Annotated in this window: 16 protein-coding genes; 4 read left to right on the top strand and 12 right to left on the bottom strand. The window is 45.3% G+C overall.

Annotated features, from left to right (window positions below; all coding sequences use genetic code 11):
- Positions 1-17 precede the first annotated feature (17 nt).
- Positions 18-1,466 (top strand): tryptophanase, encoded by a 1,449-nt coding sequence (locus D7D25_RS10840; protein ID WP_122968976.1) that lies wholly within the window; start codon positions 18-20, stop codon positions 1,464-1,466.
- Between the two features lie 3 nt (positions 1,467-1,469).
- Here the strand turns inward: D7D25_RS10840 and D7D25_RS10835 are convergent, their stop codons facing one another.
- From D7D25_RS10835 to D7D25_RS10825, 3 genes are all read right to left on the bottom strand, one after another.
- Positions 1,470-1,964 (bottom strand): hypothetical protein, encoded by a 495-nt coding sequence (locus D7D25_RS10835; protein ID WP_148038909.1) that lies wholly within the window; start codon positions 1,962-1,964, stop codon positions 1,470-1,472.
- 254 nt (positions 1,965-2,218) lie between these two features.
- Complete coding sequence (locus D7D25_RS10830; protein WP_122968974.1) at positions 2,219-3,979, bottom strand: RagB/SusD family nutrient uptake outer membrane protein; 1,761 nt, start codon at positions 3,977-3,979, stop codon at positions 2,219-2,221.
- A gap of 20 nt (positions 3,980-3,999) precedes the next feature.
- Positions 4,000-7,242 (bottom strand): TonB-dependent receptor, encoded by a 3,243-nt coding sequence (locus D7D25_RS10825; RefSeq protein ID WP_122968973.1) that lies wholly within the window; start codon positions 7,240-7,242, stop codon positions 4,000-4,002.
- Positions 7,243-8,376: 1,134 nt separating this feature from the next.
- Between D7D25_RS10825 and D7D25_RS10820 the strand changes: the two genes are divergently transcribed.
- Positions 8,377-9,153: a glycerophosphodiester phosphodiesterase family protein gene (locus D7D25_RS10820; RefSeq protein ID WP_122968972.1), complete on the top strand. Its 777-nt coding sequence runs from the start codon at positions 8,377-8,379 to the stop codon at positions 9,151-9,153.
- A gap of 30 nt (positions 9,154-9,183) precedes the next feature.
- Positions 9,184-10,311, top strand: a complete 1,128-nt coding sequence (hemW, locus tag D7D25_RS10815) for a radical SAM family heme chaperone HemW (RefSeq protein ID WP_122968971.1) — start codon at positions 9,184-9,186, stop codon at positions 10,309-10,311.
- A gap of 4 nt (positions 10,312-10,315) precedes the next feature.
- Here the strand turns inward: hemW and D7D25_RS10810 are convergent, their stop codons facing one another.
- The 9 genes from D7D25_RS10810 to D7D25_RS10770 all read right to left on the bottom strand — a co-directional run bounded on the left by D7D25_RS10810 (position 10,316) and on the right by D7D25_RS10770 (position 22,647).
- The gene (locus D7D25_RS10810; RefSeq protein WP_122968970.1) at positions 10,316-11,800 is read right to left on the bottom strand and encodes a TolC family protein; all 1,485 of its coding nucleotides are present in this window, start codon (positions 11,798-11,800) and stop codon (positions 10,316-10,318) included.
- A 97-nt stretch (positions 11,801-11,897) separates the two neighbouring features.
- Entirely contained in the window at positions 11,898-12,596 is a 699-nt protein-coding gene (locus D7D25_RS10805; protein WP_122968969.1) for an ABC transporter ATP-binding protein, read from the bottom strand.
- An 11-nt stretch (positions 12,597-12,607) separates the two neighbouring features.
- Complete coding sequence (locus tag D7D25_RS10800) at positions 12,608-13,846, bottom strand: ABC transporter permease (RefSeq protein ID WP_122968968.1); 1,239 nt, start codon at positions 13,844-13,846, stop codon at positions 12,608-12,610.
- Between the two features lie 8 nt (positions 13,847-13,854).
- Positions 13,855-14,856 (bottom strand): HlyD family secretion protein, encoded by a 1,002-nt coding sequence (locus tag D7D25_RS10795; RefSeq protein ID WP_122968967.1) that lies wholly within the window; start codon positions 14,854-14,856, stop codon positions 13,855-13,857.
- Between the two features lie 38 nt (positions 14,857-14,894).
- On the bottom strand, positions 14,895-16,139 hold the full coding sequence (locus D7D25_RS10790; protein ID WP_122968966.1) for an efflux RND transporter periplasmic adaptor subunit: 1,245 nt from the start codon (positions 16,137-16,139) through the stop codon (positions 14,895-14,897).
- Positions 16,140-16,190: 51 nt separating this feature from the next.
- Positions 16,191-17,357, bottom strand: a complete 1,167-nt coding sequence (locus D7D25_RS10785) for an efflux RND transporter periplasmic adaptor subunit (RefSeq protein ID WP_122968965.1) — start codon at positions 17,355-17,357, stop codon at positions 16,191-16,193.
- Between the two features lie 175 nt (positions 17,358-17,532).
- Complete coding sequence (locus tag D7D25_RS10780) at positions 17,533-19,197, bottom strand: formate--tetrahydrofolate ligase (protein WP_122968964.1); 1,665 nt, start codon at positions 19,195-19,197, stop codon at positions 17,533-17,535.
- Positions 19,198-19,262: 65 nt separating this feature from the next.
- The gene (uvrB, locus tag D7D25_RS10775) at positions 19,263-21,272 is read right to left on the bottom strand and encodes an excinuclease ABC subunit UvrB (protein WP_122968963.1); all 2,010 of its coding nucleotides are present in this window, start codon (positions 21,270-21,272) and stop codon (positions 19,263-19,265) included.
- A 79-nt stretch (positions 21,273-21,351) separates the two neighbouring features.
- Positions 21,352-22,647 carry a hypothetical protein gene (locus D7D25_RS10770; RefSeq protein WP_122968962.1) on the bottom strand — a complete coding sequence of 432 codons (1,296 nt, stop codon included), beginning with the start codon at positions 22,645-22,647 and terminating at the stop codon, positions 21,352-21,354.
- 445 nt (positions 22,648-23,092) lie between these two features.
- Here D7D25_RS10770 and D7D25_RS10765 point away from each other — a divergent pair, with 445 nt between their 5' ends.
- Positions 23,093-23,452, top strand: coding sequence for a diacylglycerol kinase family protein (locus tag D7D25_RS10765; RefSeq protein ID WP_122968961.1), 360 nt, complete (start codon positions 23,093-23,095; stop codon positions 23,450-23,452).
- The last annotated feature ends 4 nt before the right edge of the window (positions 23,453-23,456 follow it).

Here is a 23,456-nt window from a genome sequence, read left to right as displayed (position 1 = left end):
ACAGACACACAAGCCCCATGAATGAAATTAAGTTTTACAACGGAGAGAATATTCCGTTGGAGTTGCACAAGGTACGTGTAGTGCAGAAGTTGCATTTAGTACCAATCGAGAGAAGACTGGAAGCGCTTCGGGAAGGCGGATTCAACACTTTCCGGCTCAATACCAAGGATGTATTCCTCGACATGCTTACCGACAGCGGCACCAATGCGATGAGTGACAATCAAATGGCCGCCATGATGCAGGCCGATGACGCCTATGCCGGATCGCAAAGTTTCTTCCGCCTGCAGAAAGCGGTGGAAGATGTGCTGGGTAAGAAGTATTATCTTCCGGTACACCAGGGTCGCGCCGCAGAGAACATCTTGTCGAACGCCTATGTGCGAAAGGGCAATCTGGTTCCGATGAACTACCACTTTACCACTGCCATGGCGCACATCACCCAGTATGGGGGCAAGATCGCCGAACTACTGTACGACGAAGCGTATGTGATCGACTCTTCCCACCCTTTCAAGGGAAACATGAATATTGAAAAACTGGAAGAAGTGATTAAAGTCCATGGCGCCAAGAACATCCCGTTCATCCGCATGGAAGCTTCTACAAATCTTATCGGGGGGCAACCATTTTCCGTACAGAATCTGAGAGATGTAAGGGCTATTGCCGATAAATACAATATCCGGCTTGTGCTCGATGCCAGTTTACTGGGCGAGAACGCCTACTTAGTGATACAGCGGGAGGAAGAATTTAAAGGAAGCTCAATGGGGGAAGTGATGAAGGTCATGACCGGCCTGGCGGATATTGTCTACTTTTCAGCGCGGAAACTCAGCTCTTCCCGCGGAGGCGGTATCTGCACGGATAATAGCGACATTTACCGGGAGATGGAAGCACTTGTCCCTCTCTTCGAAGGATTTCTCACCTATGGAGGTATCTCTGTACGTGAAATTGAAGCAATGGCAGTAGGCCTATATGAAACACTCGACGAAACGATGATCAGCCAGAGTCCCGATTTTATCGCTTATTTGGTGAATGCGCTGGACGCACATGGTGTGCCGGTGGTAAAGCCGGCCGGCGTGTTGGGCGCCCACGTGGATGCGATGAAGGTGTGCGATCATATCCCGCAAAAAGAATATCCCGCGGGAGCATTGGCCGCGGCGCTCTTTCTTATTTCAGGGATCCGGGGGATGGAAAGAGGCTCCATCTCCAACCAACGTGACGAGTATGGCAACGAAACCTATGCCGACATGGAACTGGTGCGGCTGGCAGTACCCCGCCGGGTGTTCACCTTATCGCAGATCAAATATGTAGAAGACCGGATGACCTGGCTGTATGAAAACCGGGCATTAATCGGCGGCCTCCGTTTCGTATACGAGCCACCCGTACTCCGTTTCTTTATGGGAGGACTGGAACCGGTAAATGACTGGCCTCAGAAACTGATCGCCAAATTCAAGGAAGATTTCGGAGAAAGCCTCTAAATGCTACTCCAACACCTCCATTTTATCACTGATGAACTCTCCGGTAAACGCAATCAAATGATTGAAACCATCCGGCAGATGTTCATCAGTGCCACTATTGACCGAAACGAACTTGCTTTTTTCATCTTGTTTTAATTCGACCATATAAACGATACTGTTGTCGACATCACCTTTCCGGTCGAAACCATACGCGTCTTTCATCTTTCCCAGCTTACTTCTGGCTATCAACCCGGCGAATATGTCAAATTCTTCTTGTGTCAATATTCCTTCTTTAATCAGAGGTCTTGCCTTCCCTTCAAACTTATCGAAAAAATAGTTATGCCGAGTGATCTGATAGGTGGAATCCGGATTCAACTGGAATTCGACCTTGAAATTATTGACACTCTCCATGCTATACCTATAGGTGAAATCTTTCAGGCCGGAAGAACGATCACAACCGCTAATAAGGCAGGATAGAAATAAAACAGGCAAACACAGGTTGAATATTTTTGACATCATCGTTTCTTTTATATTATAGGTGGCCTTGAAATGAAGGCCAAAACACCAAGTACCAGACACAAATTGCTTTTCGTTGTTCTTTTTCGTTAATAGGCTAATTTCCCATTGGGTATCCAAACAGATAGTTTCAACTCATTTTGATCGGATCCTTAAAATCAATTAATCATTGTTTTACTACAATCATACGGAATAACGATTAAAAAGAGGGTACAATCCCACACCATGGACATACCCTCTTTTATAATCACACTGATTTATCTCCAGGGTTCAGGCTGCAACAGATAGGGTTTACCGTTTTCATCGTTACCCATGGTCTGCACCTGCTCCTGGGGAAGAGGGAACATGGTTTTGCTCGCAGGCAATTTATTGGAGAAAGCGAATTTATTAATATGTGCTTTCTCAAATTCCACATAATCGGAGATTGCTTTTGCCATCTCTTCCCCGCCCCAACGGACGAGATCGAACCAACGTTGCCCTTCCATGGCCAGTTCCAGCTTTCGCTCCATACGAACCGCCTTTATACAGGTTTCTTTATCACTGAACGCCGCGTGAGAGGGAGGATAGTTGGCTATTTTATAATTTGCCGCAGGTTTACCGTTATTTTTGATGATATTCACATCCAACGCGGCACGGGCACGTATCTGATTTACCAATTCCATAGCTCCCGAGAGGTCGTCATCATTGGCCAGACACTCGGCATAAAGCAATATTATGTCCCGCAGGCTCAGGTATTGCAAATTCATAGCCGACCCCGGCGCCCATCCATCGTGGAAGCCACCATTGGCCAACCCGGCATCTAATTCTCTCTTGGTATATACATGTTTTTTGGGCACATAATATCCCCCGTTGTTCACATCCCGTACCCAGCTGTTTTTAGGTAAACCCCAGTCTTTATAGGGTATACCATAACGTCCGATGGCAAAATCAATCCGGGGATCTACCGCCACATCATTGTTATTCTTTGAAAGAGGTGCATTTTGCTCCCCTTCTGCCGGAACATATTTCATATCGACAAAAGGAGCATTCCTGTAAGAATTGTCCAATAATGGCAAACCGTCCTCTCCGACTTTAAACGAGTTGGCCAATTCATAAGAAGGCTGATAAAAACCGCAGCAGCCGCCCGGTTCAGTTGCTCCCCCGTAAGGATAACATAGTGACATACCACTGTTAGCATTGCCGGATTCTGCTGAAAACTGTACGGCAAATATCGATTCCTTTCCGTTATCGCGATAGCTGTCGAAGTTGGCATTCATGTCATCCTCCAAAGCGTATTTTGCGCCGTTGGAAGTTTGTCCGTTATCAATAATATCTTTCAGGATCGGCTTGGCAGCGGCCAGATCGCCTTTCTGCATCAATATCTTGGTTTTCAATGCTTTTGCCGCCCATATATTAGCCCGACCCGAAGCATCTTGTGTATTGGGCAGGTCACGGATGGCGATGTCAATATCTTCCAATACTTTTGGGTAAATATCGATATCGTTGTGTACTTTAGGGTCATTGTCGGTAATGGTTTCGTCTATCCAGGGGATATATGGCCCAAAAACCTTGATTCCTTCAAAATAAAACAATGCCCGCAGGAAATGCAGTTCTCCGTTTCTCTTTGACTGGAACGCTTCCGGCAGATCCTCCACCATCGCCATTGTTTGCAGCGCGATATTCACCCGTTTGACTCCTTTATAGATCCAATTCCACTTATCACCAAGATATCCGTTGGTAGAAGCCACATCATATTTTTCCATCTCATTGAGCACCGATTGGTCATTGGTGTCGGATCCCTTGTTGGCATCGCCGCCATACATTCCGCCAAAAGTCCAGTTGAAAGGTGAAGCACCCCATCCGTTCTCGGTCAAATTGGCATAAGCGGTTACAGTCAACAGGTCAATTCCTGTTTGGCTCTTGAGTGCATCCTGGTCAATACTGCCCTGAGGTGCTTTGTAGAGGAAATCTTCCCCGCAGGAAATCAACAATATAGTGATCGAAACGATCAATATGTAAAATAGATTATTCTGTTTCATAGTTTCTTTTTTAATACGATTTAGAATTCAAAATTAACGCCAAAGAGAAACCGCATCGTCGTTGGCCATCCGCCGCCGTCGATTCCTCTCCTGAGGTCGGCACGGTTTCTTTCTCCGGCATCCCTGTTGGTAATCTCCGGATCGAGACCGGTATATTTAGTGAGAGTCAGCAGGTTCTCCGCCTGTATATACAACCTCAGATTCGATATGGTCACTTTGTCCAGTATTGTTTTGGGGAATGTATATCCCACTACGAGGTTTTTCAGTTTCACAAACGACCCGTCTTCTATATAATACGAATTGAGCACGGTTCCGGTCCAGTCGTCCTGTGAATCCAGGATCGGCAATTCGGCTTTGGAATTGTCTCCGTTCATTTTCCATGACAGGTCGCGCATCCGCGTGGAACGGTTTCCTGCAAATAGTGGAAAATCGGTGAAATATTTGGTGTTATTCAAAAGGTCATTGCCTATCGTGGAATACCAGAACATGCTGAAATCCCAGTTTTTATAGGTTAAGGCAGCATTCAGGCCTAAAATAAGATCGGGATGCGGGCTGCCGATGACCTTGCGGTCGTCCATGGTTATTCTCCCGTCGGGCACCCCGTCGGGGCCGCTCACATCTTCAAATTTATATTTGCCGATATACCGCTTGGCATCTTGCGCGGTGGGCTTTTCCGTGGCTTTATAAGGTATGGGTGAATTGAGCACGTCATTCTCGTCCTCATAAAATCCGATAATATTGAATCCGTAGAATTCCGACACAGCTCTTCCCTTGATGGTTCGGGTTTCCCCGATATCGAAACGATCCCCCTTTCCCCAAAGCGCATAATCATCGGCGTCAGAGAGTTTCAATACTTTATTTTTATAGGTAGAGGCATTCAGTCCGATATCCCATGCCCAATCACCAGCCTTATCCCTGTAATTGAACATAAAATCGAATCCCCTGTTACGCATGCTGCCGTAGTTAATGTAGGGGCGACCAATCTCGGTATTGGCCAAAGCGGAATAACCTGCCTCGATCAACATATCCGAAGTGACCTTATTATAGAATTCGAGGGTCGTAGAAAAACGTCCTTGGCCGAAGGTGGCATCTATTCCCACATTCGTCATCTTGATCGCTTCCCACCGGGTATCTTCGTTCCCGTAGGTGGCCAGCCTGTATCCCAGATCCGAACCGGTATTGGAACCGCCCAAGTCGTAATTGGTCACGTCAGGCGATGTCCCGAAAAGCATGGCAAAATTGGTCGCGCGGGGAATTTCAGCATTTCCGGTATGGCCATAACCCACGCGCAGTTTCAGGTCGTCCAGCCATTCCCTTGTGTTGTCCATAAAATTTTCTTCCGACATGCGCCATCCTACGGACATGGAAGGAAATGTTCCGTAGCGGTTTTTTTTCGCAAATCGTGATACCCCGTCGCGACGGACGATACCGGTGAACAGGTATTTATCGGCAAAGGCATAATCAGCCCTGCCGAAAACACCGAACAATGCAAATTCGCCGTTGTACCATGAGTTATTTGTACGCAGGTTGTCATTGGCTCCCATCGGGAGTACCCAGGTATTGTGATTGTCTTCCAGCAAATAATGATAACGCCTGGCTTCCATGCCTCTGCCTAACCCGTCGCGAATTGCTTCGGTCCCCAATGTCACGTTCAGCGAATGAATATCTTCGAACACTTTATTGTAAGTGAGCGTATTGGTCCATACCCAGCGGAAATTGAAAGAAGCCGCTTCCTGAAAATGGTTTGTGCCCGGACTTTCAGAGAATTCCGGATTCTTCTTACTCATATAATAGCTATAGGCATTGGTATAATCCAGCCCGAAACTGGTACGGAACATCAACCCTTTCATCAGATCCGCTTCAGCCCATACGTTCCCGAAGATACGCGAGTTACTCCAGTAGTTTCCTCTTTCACGCTCCCGCATGGCCACGGGATTCTGCCAGTTTCCGGTGCCAGTGATTTTCGATCCGCCCCAATTGCCAAAAGTGTCTTTTACGGGAACCCATGGGGAAGCACGGTAAGTCCATGAGTAGTGCGTGGACTCGGTTGCCGTTACGTTCAGCCCCAGGTCTTTTGTCCACGTATATTGCAGGTTTTCGCCCATACGCAGCCACGGACGGATATCAAACGAAGTATTCAGGCGAGTCTGATAACGGGTATAAAAGGTATGGATCACGGTTCCCTGTTGGTCGAAGTAGTTTAAACCCATCAGGTACCTTCCCTTTGCTCCTCCTCCCGATAACGTCAACTGGTGATTTTGGATCGGTGCCACGCGGTCTATTGCGTCCCACCAGTCGGTATCCGAATAAGGCACCATTTGCAGGTCAGGGAAAGAGTAATCGTTAATATCCTGTGTTTTACTCGCTCCACCTACAACCAGCCATTGGGGTATTTCAGGTGATGCTCCCGTACCAAACTGAGGATGAGAAGGTGTTTGGCCGGTCACGTCACGAAGCATCAATGCGTTCGACTGCGATTCCCACTCTATGGCCAGCCGATCCGCGGAATTGAGCAGGTCATACCTTCTCCCGGTTTTTTGCATACCGTAATAGGCGTCGTAGGAAAGTTTCGGCTGCCCCGATCCGGTTCCTCTTTTGGTGGTGATCAGGATCACACCGTTCGCGGCCTGCGCACCGTAAATAGCTGCCGAAGAAGCATCTTTCAACACCTGCATGCTCTCTATATCATTCGGGTTGAGACTGCTTAAGTTCTGATTACGGGTGGAAACACCGTCGATCACATACAGCGGCCCGTTGTCGTTGATTGTATTGACTCCGCGGATACGCACCATGGTAGCCGAACCGGGAGAACCGGTCTGTCCGATATATACCCCTGGCGTTTTGCCCTGCAACTGTTGCGTAGCCGAAGCGCCGGAGGAAGCGAGAAGTTCTTTCGTATTCACCACCGCCACCGAACCGGTGATATCTCTCTTGGCCTGGGTTCCATAACCGACCACCACAATTTCCTGAAGACTCTCCATATCCTCTACCATCACTACGGTAATGGAGCGTTTACTCCCCACAAGCACCTCTTCAGTGATATAACCCACATAGGTAAAGACCAATTCCGAATTTTGAGAGGCCACATTCAATGTGAAATTCCCTTCGGAATCGGTAACCGTGCCGTTCAGGGTTCCCTTTTCGACGACATTCACCCCGATCATCGGCGTGCCGCCCACATCCGTAACCGTACCCTGAACACGTGTTTGCGCAAACATTCCCAGGGATATCATCCACACAGATGCGAATAACCACCCCCTCATTAGACTTAACATTCTTTGTTTCATACTTTCATGTTGTTTGAATTAATATTTTAAAATGCGTATTTGATTCGGTGCCAGCCAAAATAGTTTTGCCTTAAGATTCATTCCGCGGATTCTCCCTTCCCCACAAAACCGGACAATACACCAGGATTACCTGTGGAACAGAGGATGAACCAGCCAATCGGTTTTAAGTTGGTTTATTGATAAACAAGTAGATCAAATGCTTTCTATGCATAATTTTAAAAATTAGATAAGTAATAGACAGTTTTATAAAACTTGTTCCGAACAGTTTTTCTAAACAGAACAGCGGATAAGCGGAGACATGACAAACACCTGCCGCATTCCTTTGAATCACGGCAATATGCTATTATCCGGAACATCCCATGAATGTCCCGGAATATTTACGGAGCTTGATGAAAATAGAATAATCCTCTTTTTTGGGGGAATATGCGAATGGTATCTATAACCGATAACAAACCGGAAATGAAACAACCTGGCTCTCGCCATCTCGAAGAAAGAAGAAGGAGTTGGATTTGTTGACTTTAAACCACAAGGTGACGATTTAAAAATTTTTTCAAATTGGTTAAATAGTGTAAAATGCCCCCCCCATTGGTTAACATTAGTTAACATACTGGAAGCAAAAGGAAAAGAGGCTGATATTTTCACGCTATTACTCATTTTGTTTTACCTTTGGCGCAAATTCACATTTTTAATTAAAACAAAGATAAATATATCAATCAACCCATGCAAATAAAAATGTGTCAATTTTTAATCGAAATCCCTATTTATAAGAATAAAAAATAGAATCGCCGCATACAACACTAATATTCAACAAAATAAAGAAGAGGGATTTATTTCGAATAATGATTGCATACTTCTTCTTTTTTTAATCATCCTCTTTTTGCCCTGCATAGAATGCCCTCTATGTCGTTAATAAGAATAAAAAGAGCTTCTATTGAATAACATTCCTCTCCCTCAAGAGCAAAACATCAAGGGTAAGGAATAAAGGTTGTTTTAGAGCCGGGGCTTCTCAGCTAAAATAGATCTGTGATTCTCCAAATTCGCGGAAATGTGATAAATTTGTGAATTTAATAATGTATATTTGTTTTAATATTATTACAAACAATTACCGGTATGAACAAAAGAATTTCTCTAAGTCTCTCATTTATCTTATTTATTGCCGTTTATGGCTGGTCACAAACTGAGATTATCGCCCACCGCGGTTACTGGAAGACCGACGGTTCGGCACAGAACTCCATTGCAGCCCTGATAAAAGCCGATTCCATCCGGGTATATGGCTCTGAGGTGGATATATGGCTCTCTTCCGATGGTATTCCGGTGGTAAATCATGATGCGGATGTCACTCTGGAAGGAAAAAAGCTGATTGTGCAGGACACACCGGCTGCCACGCTCAGAAGGGTAAAACTTGCCAACGGAGAACCACTCCCGACAATGGAAGAATACCTGAACGCTTTCTCCCAATGCAAGCACACCAAACTGATCATTGAGTTGAAAACGCACAGATCAAAAGAGAGGGAGGACGATTTGGCGAAGAAAGTGATCGAAATGGTACATGAACGCGGACTGCAGGACAGGGTGGAATATATTTCTTTCGGAATAAATTTTGTACAGCAGGTCAGGAAACTCGATCCGGACGCGCCGGTCTATTATCTCAATGGTGATTTGTCACCCCGTGTGCTTGCCAAAATGGGGCTGAGCGGATTCGACTATCACTTCAACGTGTTGTATCAAAAACCGGAATGGGTGAAGGAAGCTCACGCGTTGGGGCAAAAAGTAAATGTATGGACGGTGAACAAACCAGAAGATATCCAAAAGATCATCGACCTGAAAGTAGATTATATCACCACCGATGAACCTTTGCTGGTAAAAGAGATACTACAGGCACAATGATTCAGAAACGGACTGCGAAAGTGTAAAAAAGTGGCGGGCATATATATCCATATTCCTTTTTGTAAAACCCGGTGTACTTACTGTGATTTTTACACCGGTACCAACGAAACGCAGATGGATGCTTTCGTCGACGCGCTCTGTGCCGAAGCCAGGATAAGAAAAGATGAGATTCGGGAACAGGTGAAGACCGTTTACTTTGGCGGTGGAACCCCTTCACGGCTCCGGCAGGAACATTTCGACAGGATATTCGATACCCTACACCACCACTTCTCCATTGCGCCGGATGCGGAGATCACGGTGGAAGCAAACCCCGACGATCTTTCGGAGGCGTATGTGGAGATGCTCTCCCAATTACCTGTCAACCGCCTCAGCATCGGCATACAGAGTTTTGACGACGAAGAGCTGACATTCCTGAGCCGGCGCCACTCAGCGCAGCAAGCCATCGACACGGTGAAGAGATGCCAGCAACATGGTTTCGGGAATATAAGCATCGACCTGATGTATGGTTTACCGCGACAGACAGAGGAGATTTGGCAGTATAATCTGGCACAGGCCATTGCCCTCGATATACCTCATATCTCCTCTTACCATCTCATCTATGAAGAGAAAACAAAAATGCACAGGCTTTTACAAGCCGGCAGGATAAAACCGATAGGTGAAGAGGTCAGCACCACCTTGTTCACCATGCTGATTGAGCAGCTCACCTCGCATGGATACATCCACTATGAAATTTCGGCGTTTGGGAAAGAGGGTTACTTTTCCCGACATAACAGTTCTTATTGGAAGAACGAGAAATACCTGGGTTTGGGTCCTGCAGCCCATTCCTTCGATGGAGACAACCGTTCCGTGAATGTGGCCTCACTTACCCGCTATATCAGGGGTATGGAATCGGGCATATTGCACCGTGAAACAGAATATCTGAGCCTCGGTGAAAAATACAATGAAACCGTGCTCACAGGTCTGCGTACTATGTGGGGACTCGATCTTAGGGAACTTATGACCCGCTTTGGTGATGAATTTTACCGTTACTGCCTCCAAAATGCGCGAAAGCACCTGGACAGGAATCTGCTGAAGACCGAAGACGACAGGTTGAAACTGACCCGCGACGGTATCTTTATCTCCGACGGTATCATGAGCGACCTGATGTGGGTCGGTTAAGTGACTAGTCTACTTCCCACTGATTCTGGAAATCATAAAAGGTTTTCCTCATCAGATCAGCCAACGAGAGTTGATAATTGATATACGCTCTCAGGTGGGATGTATAAGCATTGTTCAGACGATTCCTCTCCAAGGCCAACGCCTGACTGTCAATGTCACCGTCAGAAAACCGTTGGCGCGTTATCTCAAAACTCTTTTCGGCAACCAACACGTTTTTTTCCAGCACCTGCAATCTTTTTAAATTGCTGTTGATGCTGGCTATAAGATTTTTCACTTCGGTCTCGATTTCCCTTTCAACCTCTTCTTTCCGATAATTGTATTGTTTTAACCGAGATTCGGAAGCTCTTACCAAAGCCCTGTTTTCTCCCCAATCGAGGATGGGTATTGTAATGGTCAACCCCACACCATAACTGGAATTTCTATCTATCAGGTTTCTGTATGAATTTCGAATGGAAGGGAAAAGACCAATATCGGTTTGCTGATCTATACCGGCCCTTTCGAAATAAGCGTCGATACTCCCTCTGATCATTCCGTTTGATTTCTGCTGCTTTATGTTCAACTTCTGCAATTCTATCTGTATCTCCTGCTCTCTGACCTCCAACCTGTTTTTGAGTGCCATCTCAATAGCCTTCTCTGGATCGATTATTATAATCTGATAGTTTAACTCGTTGTGCAATGTCACGCTATCATCCAAATTCAACCCTAACAATTCTTTGAAGGAGTTTCTGGCAGACACTTCATTTAAAACCGCAATATCGTGATTATTTTGCGCTTCGGCCAAATCGACCTCCATCTGTAAAGCATCTACTTCACGTATCAATCCGGCAGCATATTTATTCTTCGATATTTCATGCGCATCCATCTGCCTTTCCAGGTCGAGATGGGCGATCTCGGTACTTCTTTGGAGCGACAATAAATTATAATATGCGCTACTTACCTGATATACAAGATTCAATTCTTCCCTTTTATACTGTTTGCTGGAGCGCTCGTAATCAAGTTCCGCTCTTTTCAGTGTCGACCGGATATTATTGTAGGCGTAGAAAGAATGAAGCGGCTGACTAAATCCAATACGGGAGCGCAGGCGGGAAGAACGAAAATTGCTATTTAAATTTTCCCCACTCGATAACATATTCTGAATAAATATATTACCATCTGTCGGCAAAGGCTGGTTGATCGTCAATATGGTGGAATACCCTAGCTCTTTCACAGGATAATAAAAGGTAATACCGGTGGTATCTTTCCAGCTTTCAATAGTTTCAGTGTATTGAGGAGCTCCAATGGTCATATCAATATGCGTCTTCAACCGGCTGGTAGCGGACTTCAAATTATATTCGGCAATTTTAAGGTCTTCTCCTAATTTCAACATACTGTAACTTTTGCTCTTCGCAATCTCGATACTTTCTTCCAAAGTAAGGATATGCACCGACTGGCTATGCAATAAGAGTGAAGAGACACACAAATATGTACAGATTAAAAACAATTTTCTCATAAGATCCTATTGATTTGGGAATTAGTGAAAAGTGAAAAATGAAAAGTGAAAAGTTCTCAGTTCCAAGTTCCAAGTTTTAAGTTCCAAGTTCTAATCATCAACTTAACTCTTTCCTTTTAATATTCGGCTGATCGGAATGGATCATCCCGTCTTTCAGATAAATATTCCGATGGGCATAGTTTGCTATTTCCTGTTCATGCGTGATTAAAATAATGGTGTTTCCTTCTTTGTGCAATTCATCGAACAGCCTCATGATCTCTACCCCGGTGATAGAATCGAGCGCCCCGGTCGGCTCATCGGCCAACAATATCCCGGGGTTGGTTACCAGAGCCCTGGCGATAGCTACTCTCTGCCGCTGTCCGCCACTCAATTCCGAAGGTTTATGGTGCAACCGGTCAGACAACCCTACCCTTTCCAAAGCTTTCAACGCCTTTTCCCGGCGCTCAATACCCGGTATTCCCGCGTAAACTAACGGCAATTCCACATTCTGAATGGCATTCAACCGGGGCAGCAGATTAAAATTCTGAAAAATAAAACCTATTTCCCTGTTTCTGGTAAGCGAAAGGGCATCATCATCCAAAGTATTCACATCAATATTGTTCAGATAGTAATGCCCGCTCGATGCGGTATCCAAGCAGCCGAGGATATTCATTAATGTCGACTTACCCGAACCGGAAGGCCCCATGATCGCCACATATTCGTTTTTTTCGATATGGAGGTTGATACCGTGTATGACCGGGATTTCATTTTCTCCGAGGGAATAACTCTTCTTCAGGTTTTTTATTTCTATCAACATATCATTTTATTTTATTCGTAACGGATAGAGTCTACCGGTTTCAAATTGGCGGCGTTCTTTGCCGGCAGATAGCCAAAACTCACCCCCACGATTACCGAAAAGGAGAATGCGATAAAAACGGAGTAGGGTTTGATAAAGGTGGTTATATCCGTAAACAGGGTAACGATCAACGACAACACCACACCGATCAGCACACCTATCAATCCACCGGTAATACTGATTGCCACCGATTCGGTGACAAACTGGCTCATGATATCGATCTTCCGGGCTCCTACCGACCTTCGGATCCCTATCTCGCGTGTGCGCTCCATCACAGTTGCCAGCATGATGTTCATGATACCTATGCCTCCTACCAATAACGATATGGCGGCAATGGCTCCCAAAAGGAAGTTATAGATCTGCCGTTCTTTTTCCTCCTGTTTAAGAAGCTCGTAAGGGATCACAATACTGTAATCGTCATTATTAAAGTGATGTCTCTTTAATATCTCATCAATAATTTTGGAAGCCTCGATCAATTTATCCGAATGATTGATCTGAACCGTGATCTGCTGTATTTCGCTGGAGAGGATATTATCCCGTGTAAAACGGTTCAGGAACAAAGATAACGGCACATAGACATCCGTATTGAGATCCCTTGCAGCCAGTTCACCCACGGTTTCAGTAAAAAGACTTTTCGATGCCAGTACGCCAATCACTTCTAACCATTGGTCGTCTATCTTTACCAGCTTACCGATAGGATCTTCACCTTTAAAAAAACTGGCAGCCACACCCGCCCCCAGGACACACACTTTTAATCGTTCGTTGTAATGTTTTTCATTGATGAAGTAGCCTTGTTGTACTTTATAATTCATCAAACTGAGAAAATTGGGGGTAATGCCTATCACGGTAGATTTTACCGATTTGTCATCAAACTTCACTTCGGTATTTTTTTCTGCCTGCGACGCGACCCTTTCCACTCCCGGTACAATTTCCTCAATGACATTGGCATCCTGAATGGAAAGACCCTGGGAGAATTTAGCCCGCACCTCTTCCAGCTCTTCATCGGAGAGTGATCTTTCCCTGACGATGATATTACTTACCCCCAAATCCTGGTATTTGGCAATAGCCTCGCGTTTTGCACCTTCCCCAATCGATAACATAGTAATCACCGATGCCACACCAAATATGATTCCCAGCATTGTCAGGAAAGAGCGAAATTTATGGTCGACCAGTCCCTGAAGTGCCAAGCGAATATTTTCACCGTATTGCATATGCTGTTTTATAAAAATTCACAACTCACTGTCATCCCCGGCTTTAATCTCTCATCCGGCTCTAATATCCTGACTTCCACATCAAAAACTCTTTGACGGGATTTTTGGTCTTTCAACCTGCATAACTTCCCGATATAGGCTATTTCACCTTCAAACACCACCTTTGGCAAGGCATCTAAACGAACTGCCACTTTTTGGTTGACATCTATTTTTAAAAAGTCGGTCTCATTCACCTGGGTATTCACTTTCATAAACTCCAGTTCGGGAACTTTGGCCAAATTATTTCCCGCATAAATATTATCCCCTATTTTGTATAGAGTAGGATTGACATTTTGCCGGTTCAATTCAATCTGGAACACACCCGATACAGGTGTCCGTAAAGTGAGTGCCGGCAGCAATGCTTTCGCATTTTCTATCTCTTTTCTAATCTGTTCGACCCTGATCTCCTGAATTTTCAAATCGTTAGCATTGATGACCTTATTCAACTCATAGATCCTCTTCTCTTTCTCAAGATTGATCTCTGCCTGGTCAAACTCCAGTTTTTTTATCCGTCGTAACCGTTCCGATTCAAAACGGGATGCTTCCCATTCGATCTTTTTTAAATCGAATGACGCCAGTTCGTTTCTGATTCTCGATTCGCTTTCCTGTTCCCTGTTTTCCTGTTCCACATACAATTTTTCCAACACGGCCAATTGGGTTTCCAGATTACTCTCCTGATCCAGGATAAATTTATTGATATCCGCAGGATCCAGTTGAGCAATTGAATCTCCTTTTTTCACTATTTCTCCATGATTCAGCAGCCCGATGATCTTCATTTGATACCAATGACGCCCGTACCTGGGTATGACAAAGGATATGGAATTGATCGCGGCAAGCTCTCCCGTTTCTATAATGGTACTTCCATCCGATGTTCGTCTTTCATTGCCTTCCGACCAAACACCCTTTTTGCAGGAAACAGAAAACAACAGCAGGAAAAACACCGAAAGCCGATATATAATGTTTTTTTTCATACGATTATTTTAGTGTTTTATTCATTGACAATTATCAATTATCCCGCCTCACTGCTTTCCGGTTTCTTCTCGTCGGGTTCTACTGCAAAGGGATCCACCAGTGCAATTTCATCCCCTTCTTTGAGTCCATTGACAACGACCACGTAATCGGTGTTATTCTGGCCGGTCTCAATTTCTATTTTATCATAACCTCTTGTACTCTTTTTATAGACAAAGTTCTTATCTCCCTCTGGTCTGACCGCATCCAAGGGAATATAAAGCACATCCTCGATCTTGTCTATGATAATTCTGCAACTCACGGTAAGGCCGGGGAGCAGGTGCTTGTCCGACTCGTTCAGCAATATTTCAACCGGAAATACTTTTATCTTCGATGATCCCTCTTTGTTCACGGCAAGATTGGCAATTGAGTTGACTGTCCCGGTGAAGATGCTATCTGAAAATGCGTCCGGCTTTATCTCCACTTTCAGACCTTTACTGATTTTGGCCACATCCACTTCGTTAATCCTGACCGTTGCTTTTAACACGGCCAGATCGGGGAGCTGAATAATGGGAAATCCACCCCAGCATTGATCGCCAATCTGAAATTTATTGTTACTGCTCCAGTTCCGCGAGATGATGGCAATTCCGGATGAAGGAGTAACCACAGACAATTTTTTCAGTGTCTCATGCGCTTCATCAAGCCGGGATTGAAACTGCATGATGGAAAGATTTTTTTGCTTCACTTCTTCCCTCTGTATTTTTATCCGGTTATCTATCTGTTCTTTGGCTCTTTCCAAAGCAATATCTGCCTTATCAAGATTCAGTTGTATCTCTTTTTTCTTTATCTCCGATTCATACTCCGCCGACTCAAATCGTATTTTAGATATTTCATGGGAAATTCGCGCCACCTCATAACCGGCTCTCAGCTCTTCCAGATCGGATTTCTGCTGAGCGATCATCTTCTCAAACTCAGCCTTGGCTATTTCCAAACTCGACTCCGCCTCGACAATGCCTTTAAGAACTTCCGACGGGTCGAAGACGATGAGTGTGTCTCCTGCTTTCACCTCCTGTCCATCTTTTACCAGTTCGGTAATTTTCAGATTACCATATCTCCATGAGATAAGAGGCGCCACAATATTGATAGATTGTACAGCTTCTAATTCTCCTTCTTCATACAAATCAAGAAAAAGAGTTCCTTTTGCCACTTTTCCCACAGGTACTTGCTGAGCTTCTTTCCGGCCGCATGCAGCAAAGAATATCAAACAAAAAAGGAGAAAAAAAAGCGTATTAAACTTGTTCCTCATTTTATCAGCATTTATCTTATTGTTGTAAAATCATTGAAGCAATATCACACCCTAACGAATTGATTCCGAAAGGAACCTCTTCCCTCTTATAAATGAAGCGGGCGGTTTGATCAGAGAAATTACTTCTCCCTTTCTTAAACCGGTGGTAACTATCGATTCTTTCATTGACGACGGGCCGGTCGCAATTTGGCGCATCTCATATTTATTATTATTCCTGACATACACGACCTTCATCGAATCAACATCATAAATGGCAATTTGGGGAATGACGATGGTATCTCCGATATAGGTTGTAATTACACGGCTGTTTGCTGTAAATCCCGGTTCGGGAAGCTGTATCACACTATCGATTGATGCTTCTACCTCAAAAAACTTCACTTTTGAATCTCTTTTATAGGGTTGTCCGACGGGTAATTTTTTGGTGATTCTTCCATATGCATTGTTCCCCGGCATGGCCTCAAAGGTGTAAGCCACAGAATCGTTTTCATTGATCTGTTTGAAATCTGTTTCATTGACAGCCATTTTCACCTTCATTTCCGACATCTCAGGGATAATAACCACCGGCATATTATTCCAGACATTGTCCCCCACCTTTAACTTGGCGCCTGTCATACGGGAATCGGCAATAATAGCCAATCCTTTTTTAGGAGCCCTGATAGTCAACTCTTCAAGAATTTTTTCTGCTGATTGTAAACGGTTGGTCAACTGCTGGATATTTATTTCCAACTTTCTTATTTCGGACTGATTAATGATATCAAGGGCATTCAGTTTCTGTTCGAATTTTACTTTTTCTATGTATGCCCTTTCAAGTTCTAATTCCTTGATTCTTCTCTGGGTTGGCGTGGCAAATTTGAGTTGCAAGGAATCAAGATGGGCGATGTCCGTATCGACCTCGTTATTCTTCACCTGTGCTTCCAAGAGAGCGTATTGCATCTTCAAATCGGCATTGACCTTGTTCAATTCAGCCGTAGCATTTTCCAATGCAATTTGCAGGTTGTCATAGTTGTTCTGTTGATTATTATCCTCAATAATACATACTATATCTCCTTCGTTGACATAGGTCCCATTATCAATCAGGAAGGTGACTATCCCGTCTACATTGGCCGGACAAGCCAAGGTTGTAAACCGGATAGGCTCGACTATACCTTCAATTAAAATCGAATTCTCAAAATCCGTTTTAGTAACGGTATAAGTAGATATACTCTCTTTATTTTTCAAATTACATGAAGAGAGACAAAAGAATAAAGTTAAAATAAAAATTATCTTATCTTTTTTGAAGATAATATGATTAGATCGATAGTGCAATAAAAAAAATTTTGGTATTCACCCCTGTTTGTTGCAAATATCGAAAAAAAAGATGATATACCAAAAAATATCACAACTAAAAATGATATCAACTCAACCCTTCCACTTCTCCGTGGATGATATCTATCCGTTTGGCCTGCGGGTCGGCGGGCAATCCGGGCATACGCATCATCTCACCGGCGATGGCCACGATAAATTCCGAACCACGGTTAATCACCAGATCATTGATTTTAAACCGGAAATCCTTAGCCACTCCATACCAATTGGGATCGGCTGAGAAGGAGTATTGTGTTTTAGCAATGCATACCGGCATCTTTTCGAGGGATGTCCCTTCCACCAGCTTCAGTTTTTTCAATGCTTTCTCACCCATTACCACATCGCGTGCCCCATAAATCTGCGTGGCAATCTTGGTAAGCTTGGTTTCGATATCATCCTCATCGTCGTAAGTAAACCTCAAATCCCCTGATGGCCTGTTCTCGAGGGCATCTATTACCGTTTCGGCCAATTCCACGGCACCTGCGCCTCCGTCGGTAAAGGCCTCATTGACAGCAAACGGCACTCCGCGATCACGACAAAAACCACGTACCATATCGATCTCTTCCGCGGTATCAAAAGCGTATTTATTAAAGGCCACCACGACCGACTGCCCAAAACCAGCCAGGTTTTCAAGATGTTTTCCCAGATTCTCCAATCCATTTCTCAAACCTTCCATATCGGGCTCTTTGATCATCTTCTCGGGTGTGCCTCCGTGCATCTTCAATCCCTGCGCCGTGGCGACAATGACGGTCAGTTTGGGACGCAATCCGCTCTTGCGGCACTTGATGTTGAAAAATTTCTCCGCACCCAGATCAGCCCCGAAGCCTGCCTCAGTTACCACGTAATCACCATAACACATCGCCATTTTGGTAGCCAGGACCGAGTTACATCCATGTGCGATATTGGCGAACGGACCTCCGTGTATAAAAGCAGCTGTATTTTCAGTAGTCTGCACCAGGTTAGGATGAACGGCATCTTTCATCAATACTGTGATGGCGCCTGCCACGCCCAGATCTTTCACAGTGAATGGTTCACCGTCGATCCTGTATCCCAGCAGTATATTCTCTATCCGTCTGCGGAGATCGCTTTCATCTTCCGCCAAGCAAAGGATAGCCATCAGCTCTGACGCGGCGGTAATATCGAAACCTCCTTCCTGAGGTATCCCGTTACCCGGTCCGAGTCCCGTGACAATATAACGCAGGTTTCGGTCGTTTACATCCAACACCCGTTTCCAGAGCACCTGTTTGATTGCCTCGCCAGTACCTTGCACTCGAAAGATATAGTTGTCGAGCAGCGCAGAAATGGTATTATGGGCTGTGGTCACAGCATGGAAATCACCGGTAAAATGGAGATTGATATTTTCCATTGGAAGCACCTGGGCATATCCTCCACCCGCGGCACCGCCTTTCATCCCGAATACAGGGCCTAATGAGGGCTCGCGTAATGCGACGATAGCTTTCTTCCCGATCTTGTTCAATCCCAACGCCAACCCTATGGAAACGGTTGTCTTACCGATACCCGCCTTGGTAGGGGTAATCGCCGTCACTAATATAAGATTACTACGGTTAATTTTTTCCTGATCAATAAGATGAAGAGGTATCTTTGCCATATGCCTTCCGAAACCGATCACCTCTTCCCGATCGATCCCGACACTCTCCGCTATATCTTTTATTTTTCTCAGGGGTGTTTCCCTCGCTATTTGAATATCTGATTTCATCTAAAACTGATTTACTGATTTACTGATTTGTTGATTTGTTCCTCTTTAGTTTCCCACCTTCCACTTTATTTCAACTTTTCTTCCAGCATGATCAACTGATCCCGCAATTGTGCTGCCTCCAGGAATTCCAGTTTTTTTGCCGCTGCCATCATCGCTTTCCGGGTTTGTTCTATTTTTTTCTTCAGGTCGCCGGTCGAGGCATAGTCAGCGATCGGTTCCGCCGCCAAAGCGTAATAATCGGGTTCTATGTATGCTTTTGCCTCAGCCGTTATTTTATATTCTCCGGTCAATGCCGATGAGCGCCCCTTCTTTATCTGCCGCGGTGTGATGCCATGCTCTTCATTGTATTTTATCTGCTTTTCACGCCTGCGATTGGTCTCGTCGATAGTCATCCGCATGCTGTCGGTCATTTTATCGGCATAGAAAATCACCCTTCCGTTCACGTTACGTGCCGCGCGGCCGGCTGTCTGGGTGAGGGATCGATGGGAGCGGAGAAATCCTTCCTTGTCGGCATCCAGTACTGCCACAAGCGACACCTCGGGGAGATCCAACCCTTCGCGCAACAGATTCACACCGATCAACACGTCGAACAACCCGCCACGCAATTCATCCATGATTTTCACCCTCTCCAATGTCTCCACATCGGAGTGGATATAATTACACCGCACACCATTCTTTGTCAGGTAATCGGTCAGTTCTTCGGCCATCCGTTTGGTGAGGGTGGTCACCAACACCCGTTCATCGACCTCCACGCGCTGCCGGATCTCTTCCATCAGGTCGTCGATCTGGTTCAGGCTGGGACGTACATCTATAGGCGGATCGAGCAACCCTGTAGGACGAATCAACTGGTCGACCACAATCCCTTCCGATTTTTCCAGTTCATAATCGGCAGGGGTGGCGCTCACAAAAATAATCTCAGGGGTGATCGCTTCAAACTCTTCGAACATCAGCGGACGGTTATCGATCGCTGCCGGAAGCCGGAAACCAAATTCCACAAGATTGATCTTGCGGGAGTGATCGCCCCCGTACATGGCGCGGATCTGCGGGATGGTGACATGGCTTTCGTCAATAACAGTGAGATAGTCTTCGGGAAAGAAGTCGAGGAGACAGAAAGGACGTGTGCCGGCGGGCCGGCCGTCGAAATAGCGGGAATAGTTCTCTATCCCGGAGCAATAACCTACCTCCTTGATCATCTCCAGGTCATAGGTCACCCTTTCGTAAAGTCGCTTGGCCTCATACGGTTTCCCGATAGACTGGAAGAACTCCACCTGTTTTCCCAGGTCGATCTGTATTTCATCTATCGCCCTGTTAATGCGTTCCTGGGTGGTGACAAAAAGGTTGGCCGGAAATATCCGGTAAGAATCCAACCGTTCAACGGTGATCCCGCTGAGTGGATCCACCGATTCAATACTCTCTATCTCATCCCCCCAAAAGATAATGCGGATGATATAATCGTGATATGCCAGGAAAACATCTACCGTGTCGCCTTTCACCCGGAAATTCCCCCGGTTGAAATCGGCCGTTTCGTTACGCGAATAAAGACTGTTTACCAGCAGGCGCAATAATTGGTCGCGCTCCATCACCTGCCCCTCACGGATATCGACAGTGGTTTTGTTAAAATCTTCGGGATTACCGATGCCATACAGGCAGGAAACTGAAGAAACCACTATCACGTCGTTTCTTCCCGAAAGCAGTGAGGAGGTGGCTGCGAGCCGCAGTTTTTCAATCTCGTCGTTGATGGAAAGATCCTTTTCTATATAGGTATCGGTCGTGGGGATATAAGCCTCCGGCTGATAATAATCGTAGTAGGAGACAAAATATTCCACCGCATTATTTGGAAAGAAACTCTTGAACTCGCTGTAAAGTTGCGCCGCGAGAGTTTTATTGTGACTCAGCACCAAGGTGGGTTTATTTATCTGCGCGATCACATTGGCCACCGTAAAAGTCTTACCCGATCCGGTAACCCCTAACAGGGTCTGATAAGGGACTTTCTGCCGGAGTCCCTCCAGCAGCGCCGCGATTGCTTCCGGTTGATCTCCGGTAGGTTGATATGCCGATGTAAGTTGAAAATCCATAGGTATTATTTAACAAACAGGATTGAATTTAGTTTTCGGGATTGCTGATCTGGACAAGGCCTGTAACCACCCATTCCCACTAAGGCGCTTCAGGATAAGGCTTTGTTTCAAATATGCTGACAACCTGAAAGATTGTATCCAGCTCAATGTGGGCAATATAGCCGTGCACCTCTTCCGCGGCACCATCTTTCTGATAAGACTTCCGCAATGGGACATTGATTTTGTAATGGTTGCCGCCCGTCAATTCATATTGTAGTGACTCCAGATCCGGAGTAAATTTCAGAGTGGTACCTTCCGTCTGCGCGCCCGTCACGAGCAGCTCACCGGCAATTCTTTCACGGGTAGCGGCACCTGAATTGAAGAAGCGATACACAGTAGGTGCCAGATAGCGAACCATACGATTATGATCCAAGGCGGAAAGGGCTATAAAAACCCCGCCTACTGCGGCACGTATACTATCCAATGTAACGGCATCGGACGATTGCGGCCGGGAAAGCAAATCATGTCTCTTTCTCGCTTCTGCCATATAATCGCCCGGAATACCACCCTTCTCGGTCAACAGGATATAATCAGCGTATGACTCCGGCGTATTCATTTGCAAGGTGCCTATCCATACAAGTGAATCGAGTCTGGTCCTTACTAACGGGGCGTAAGGACTATCGGCGTGACTGGCTAAGAAATCGCGCAACTCGGTGACGTTGTCGGTTTCTTTCATCTTTTCCCATGCAGCGGCTTCTTCCGATTTGAGTCTGCGCAAGCCGGCCTGAGCCTCTTCAAAGTGCGCACCCCGGGGATGTGCTTCCATATAAGCCAGATATCCCTCTACCGAATTAGCCTTTACGGCCGCATCCCATCCGCCGCGATCCAGGTTACTCTTCCGTATGGTAGCGTTATACATGAAAAAGGCACCTACCAGAAGAGCGGTCACCAGCACAAATAAAACCGGCGCCCCTAGCTTCTTTTTCTTCTTCGGCAGCTTTTTTCCCGGCTCCGGGCCTGATTCCTTGACCCGCTCCGCCTCCGGTTCCTGATCAAGCTTTTTATCCGCATAATCCACTTCAGATTCCGTCTCCAGTTCCTCCTCATTTGTCCCTGCTTTTGATTCCACTTCCCTTTCACACTCTTCCTCTTCATCAGAATGATTTAAACCGTTATGATCCTGATTGACTCTTTCTTTTTGGGATAACGCGGAATTGCCGGTCCTATCCTCCCACTGTTCCCGCATAAGCAAATTTTCAGCAGCAGAACTATTCTTTTCTTCAATTTCCTTCGGAATCTCCACCTCATATTCAGTATGGATCTTCCTCGTACACTCATCACAAAAAAGCGCTTCTTCCGGCTTGGTTTTTCCACAAAGGGGACATGATTGAGACATATTTTTCCAGAATTAATGGGAACTGTTACTTATCCACAAATTTACAAGATTTTTTGAAACCGGCATAATTCCCATTACCCTTAGACGTCACACCGCCATTTTTTATTCTTCCATTTATCAGATTCCTCTATTCCACTCATATGGGATTCTCCATCTTCAACTTCCAAAAACACCTTTGTCGCACTATTATTCTGGCCTTGTCCAAAATAAATTAACCATCAAAGGTCGGACCAATCCAAATCCATTTATCTAATTCACTGCCATATGCCATATTGATAACATGTCAATCATCATAATAAATGAGACTGTTTTGCCAAAACAGACATTTTTTGTACATTTGACTACAAATTTCCGATATGGGGGCGGAGTGTAAATCAACCAATCGGCGGATTAACAATCAGTAAATCAGCCAATCAACAAATCAACAAATCAGCCAATCAACAAAATGTCCTATATAAAAAAAAGAATCCAATCCTTTGCCTATGCCTTCAGTGGCCTGCGTTTTTTATTCAAAGAGACGCCTAACGCGCTGACACATTTGATAGCGGCATTTATTGCGATCTGGTTAGGATTCATATACGATATATCCCACAACGAATGGCTTGCCATTATCGTTGTTATCGGTGCTGTGTTTTCTATGGAAGCCATAAATACCGCCCTGGAAAGATTATCTGATTATACTTGTAACAAAGAGATCCATCCCGCCATCAAAAAAGCGAAAGACCTTTCAGCCGCAGCCGTTTTGATCGCCGCTCTGGCAGCATTGGCAGTGGGGATGGTCATCTTTCTACCCAAAATCTTCTGACATA

This window comes from Proteiniphilum sp. X52 (genome assembly GCF_003712195.1).
Classification (GTDB): Bacteria; Bacteroidota; Bacteroidia; order Bacteroidales; family Dysgonomonadaceae; genus Proteiniphilum.
This window is presented reverse-complemented; position numbering and strand designations above follow the sequence as displayed.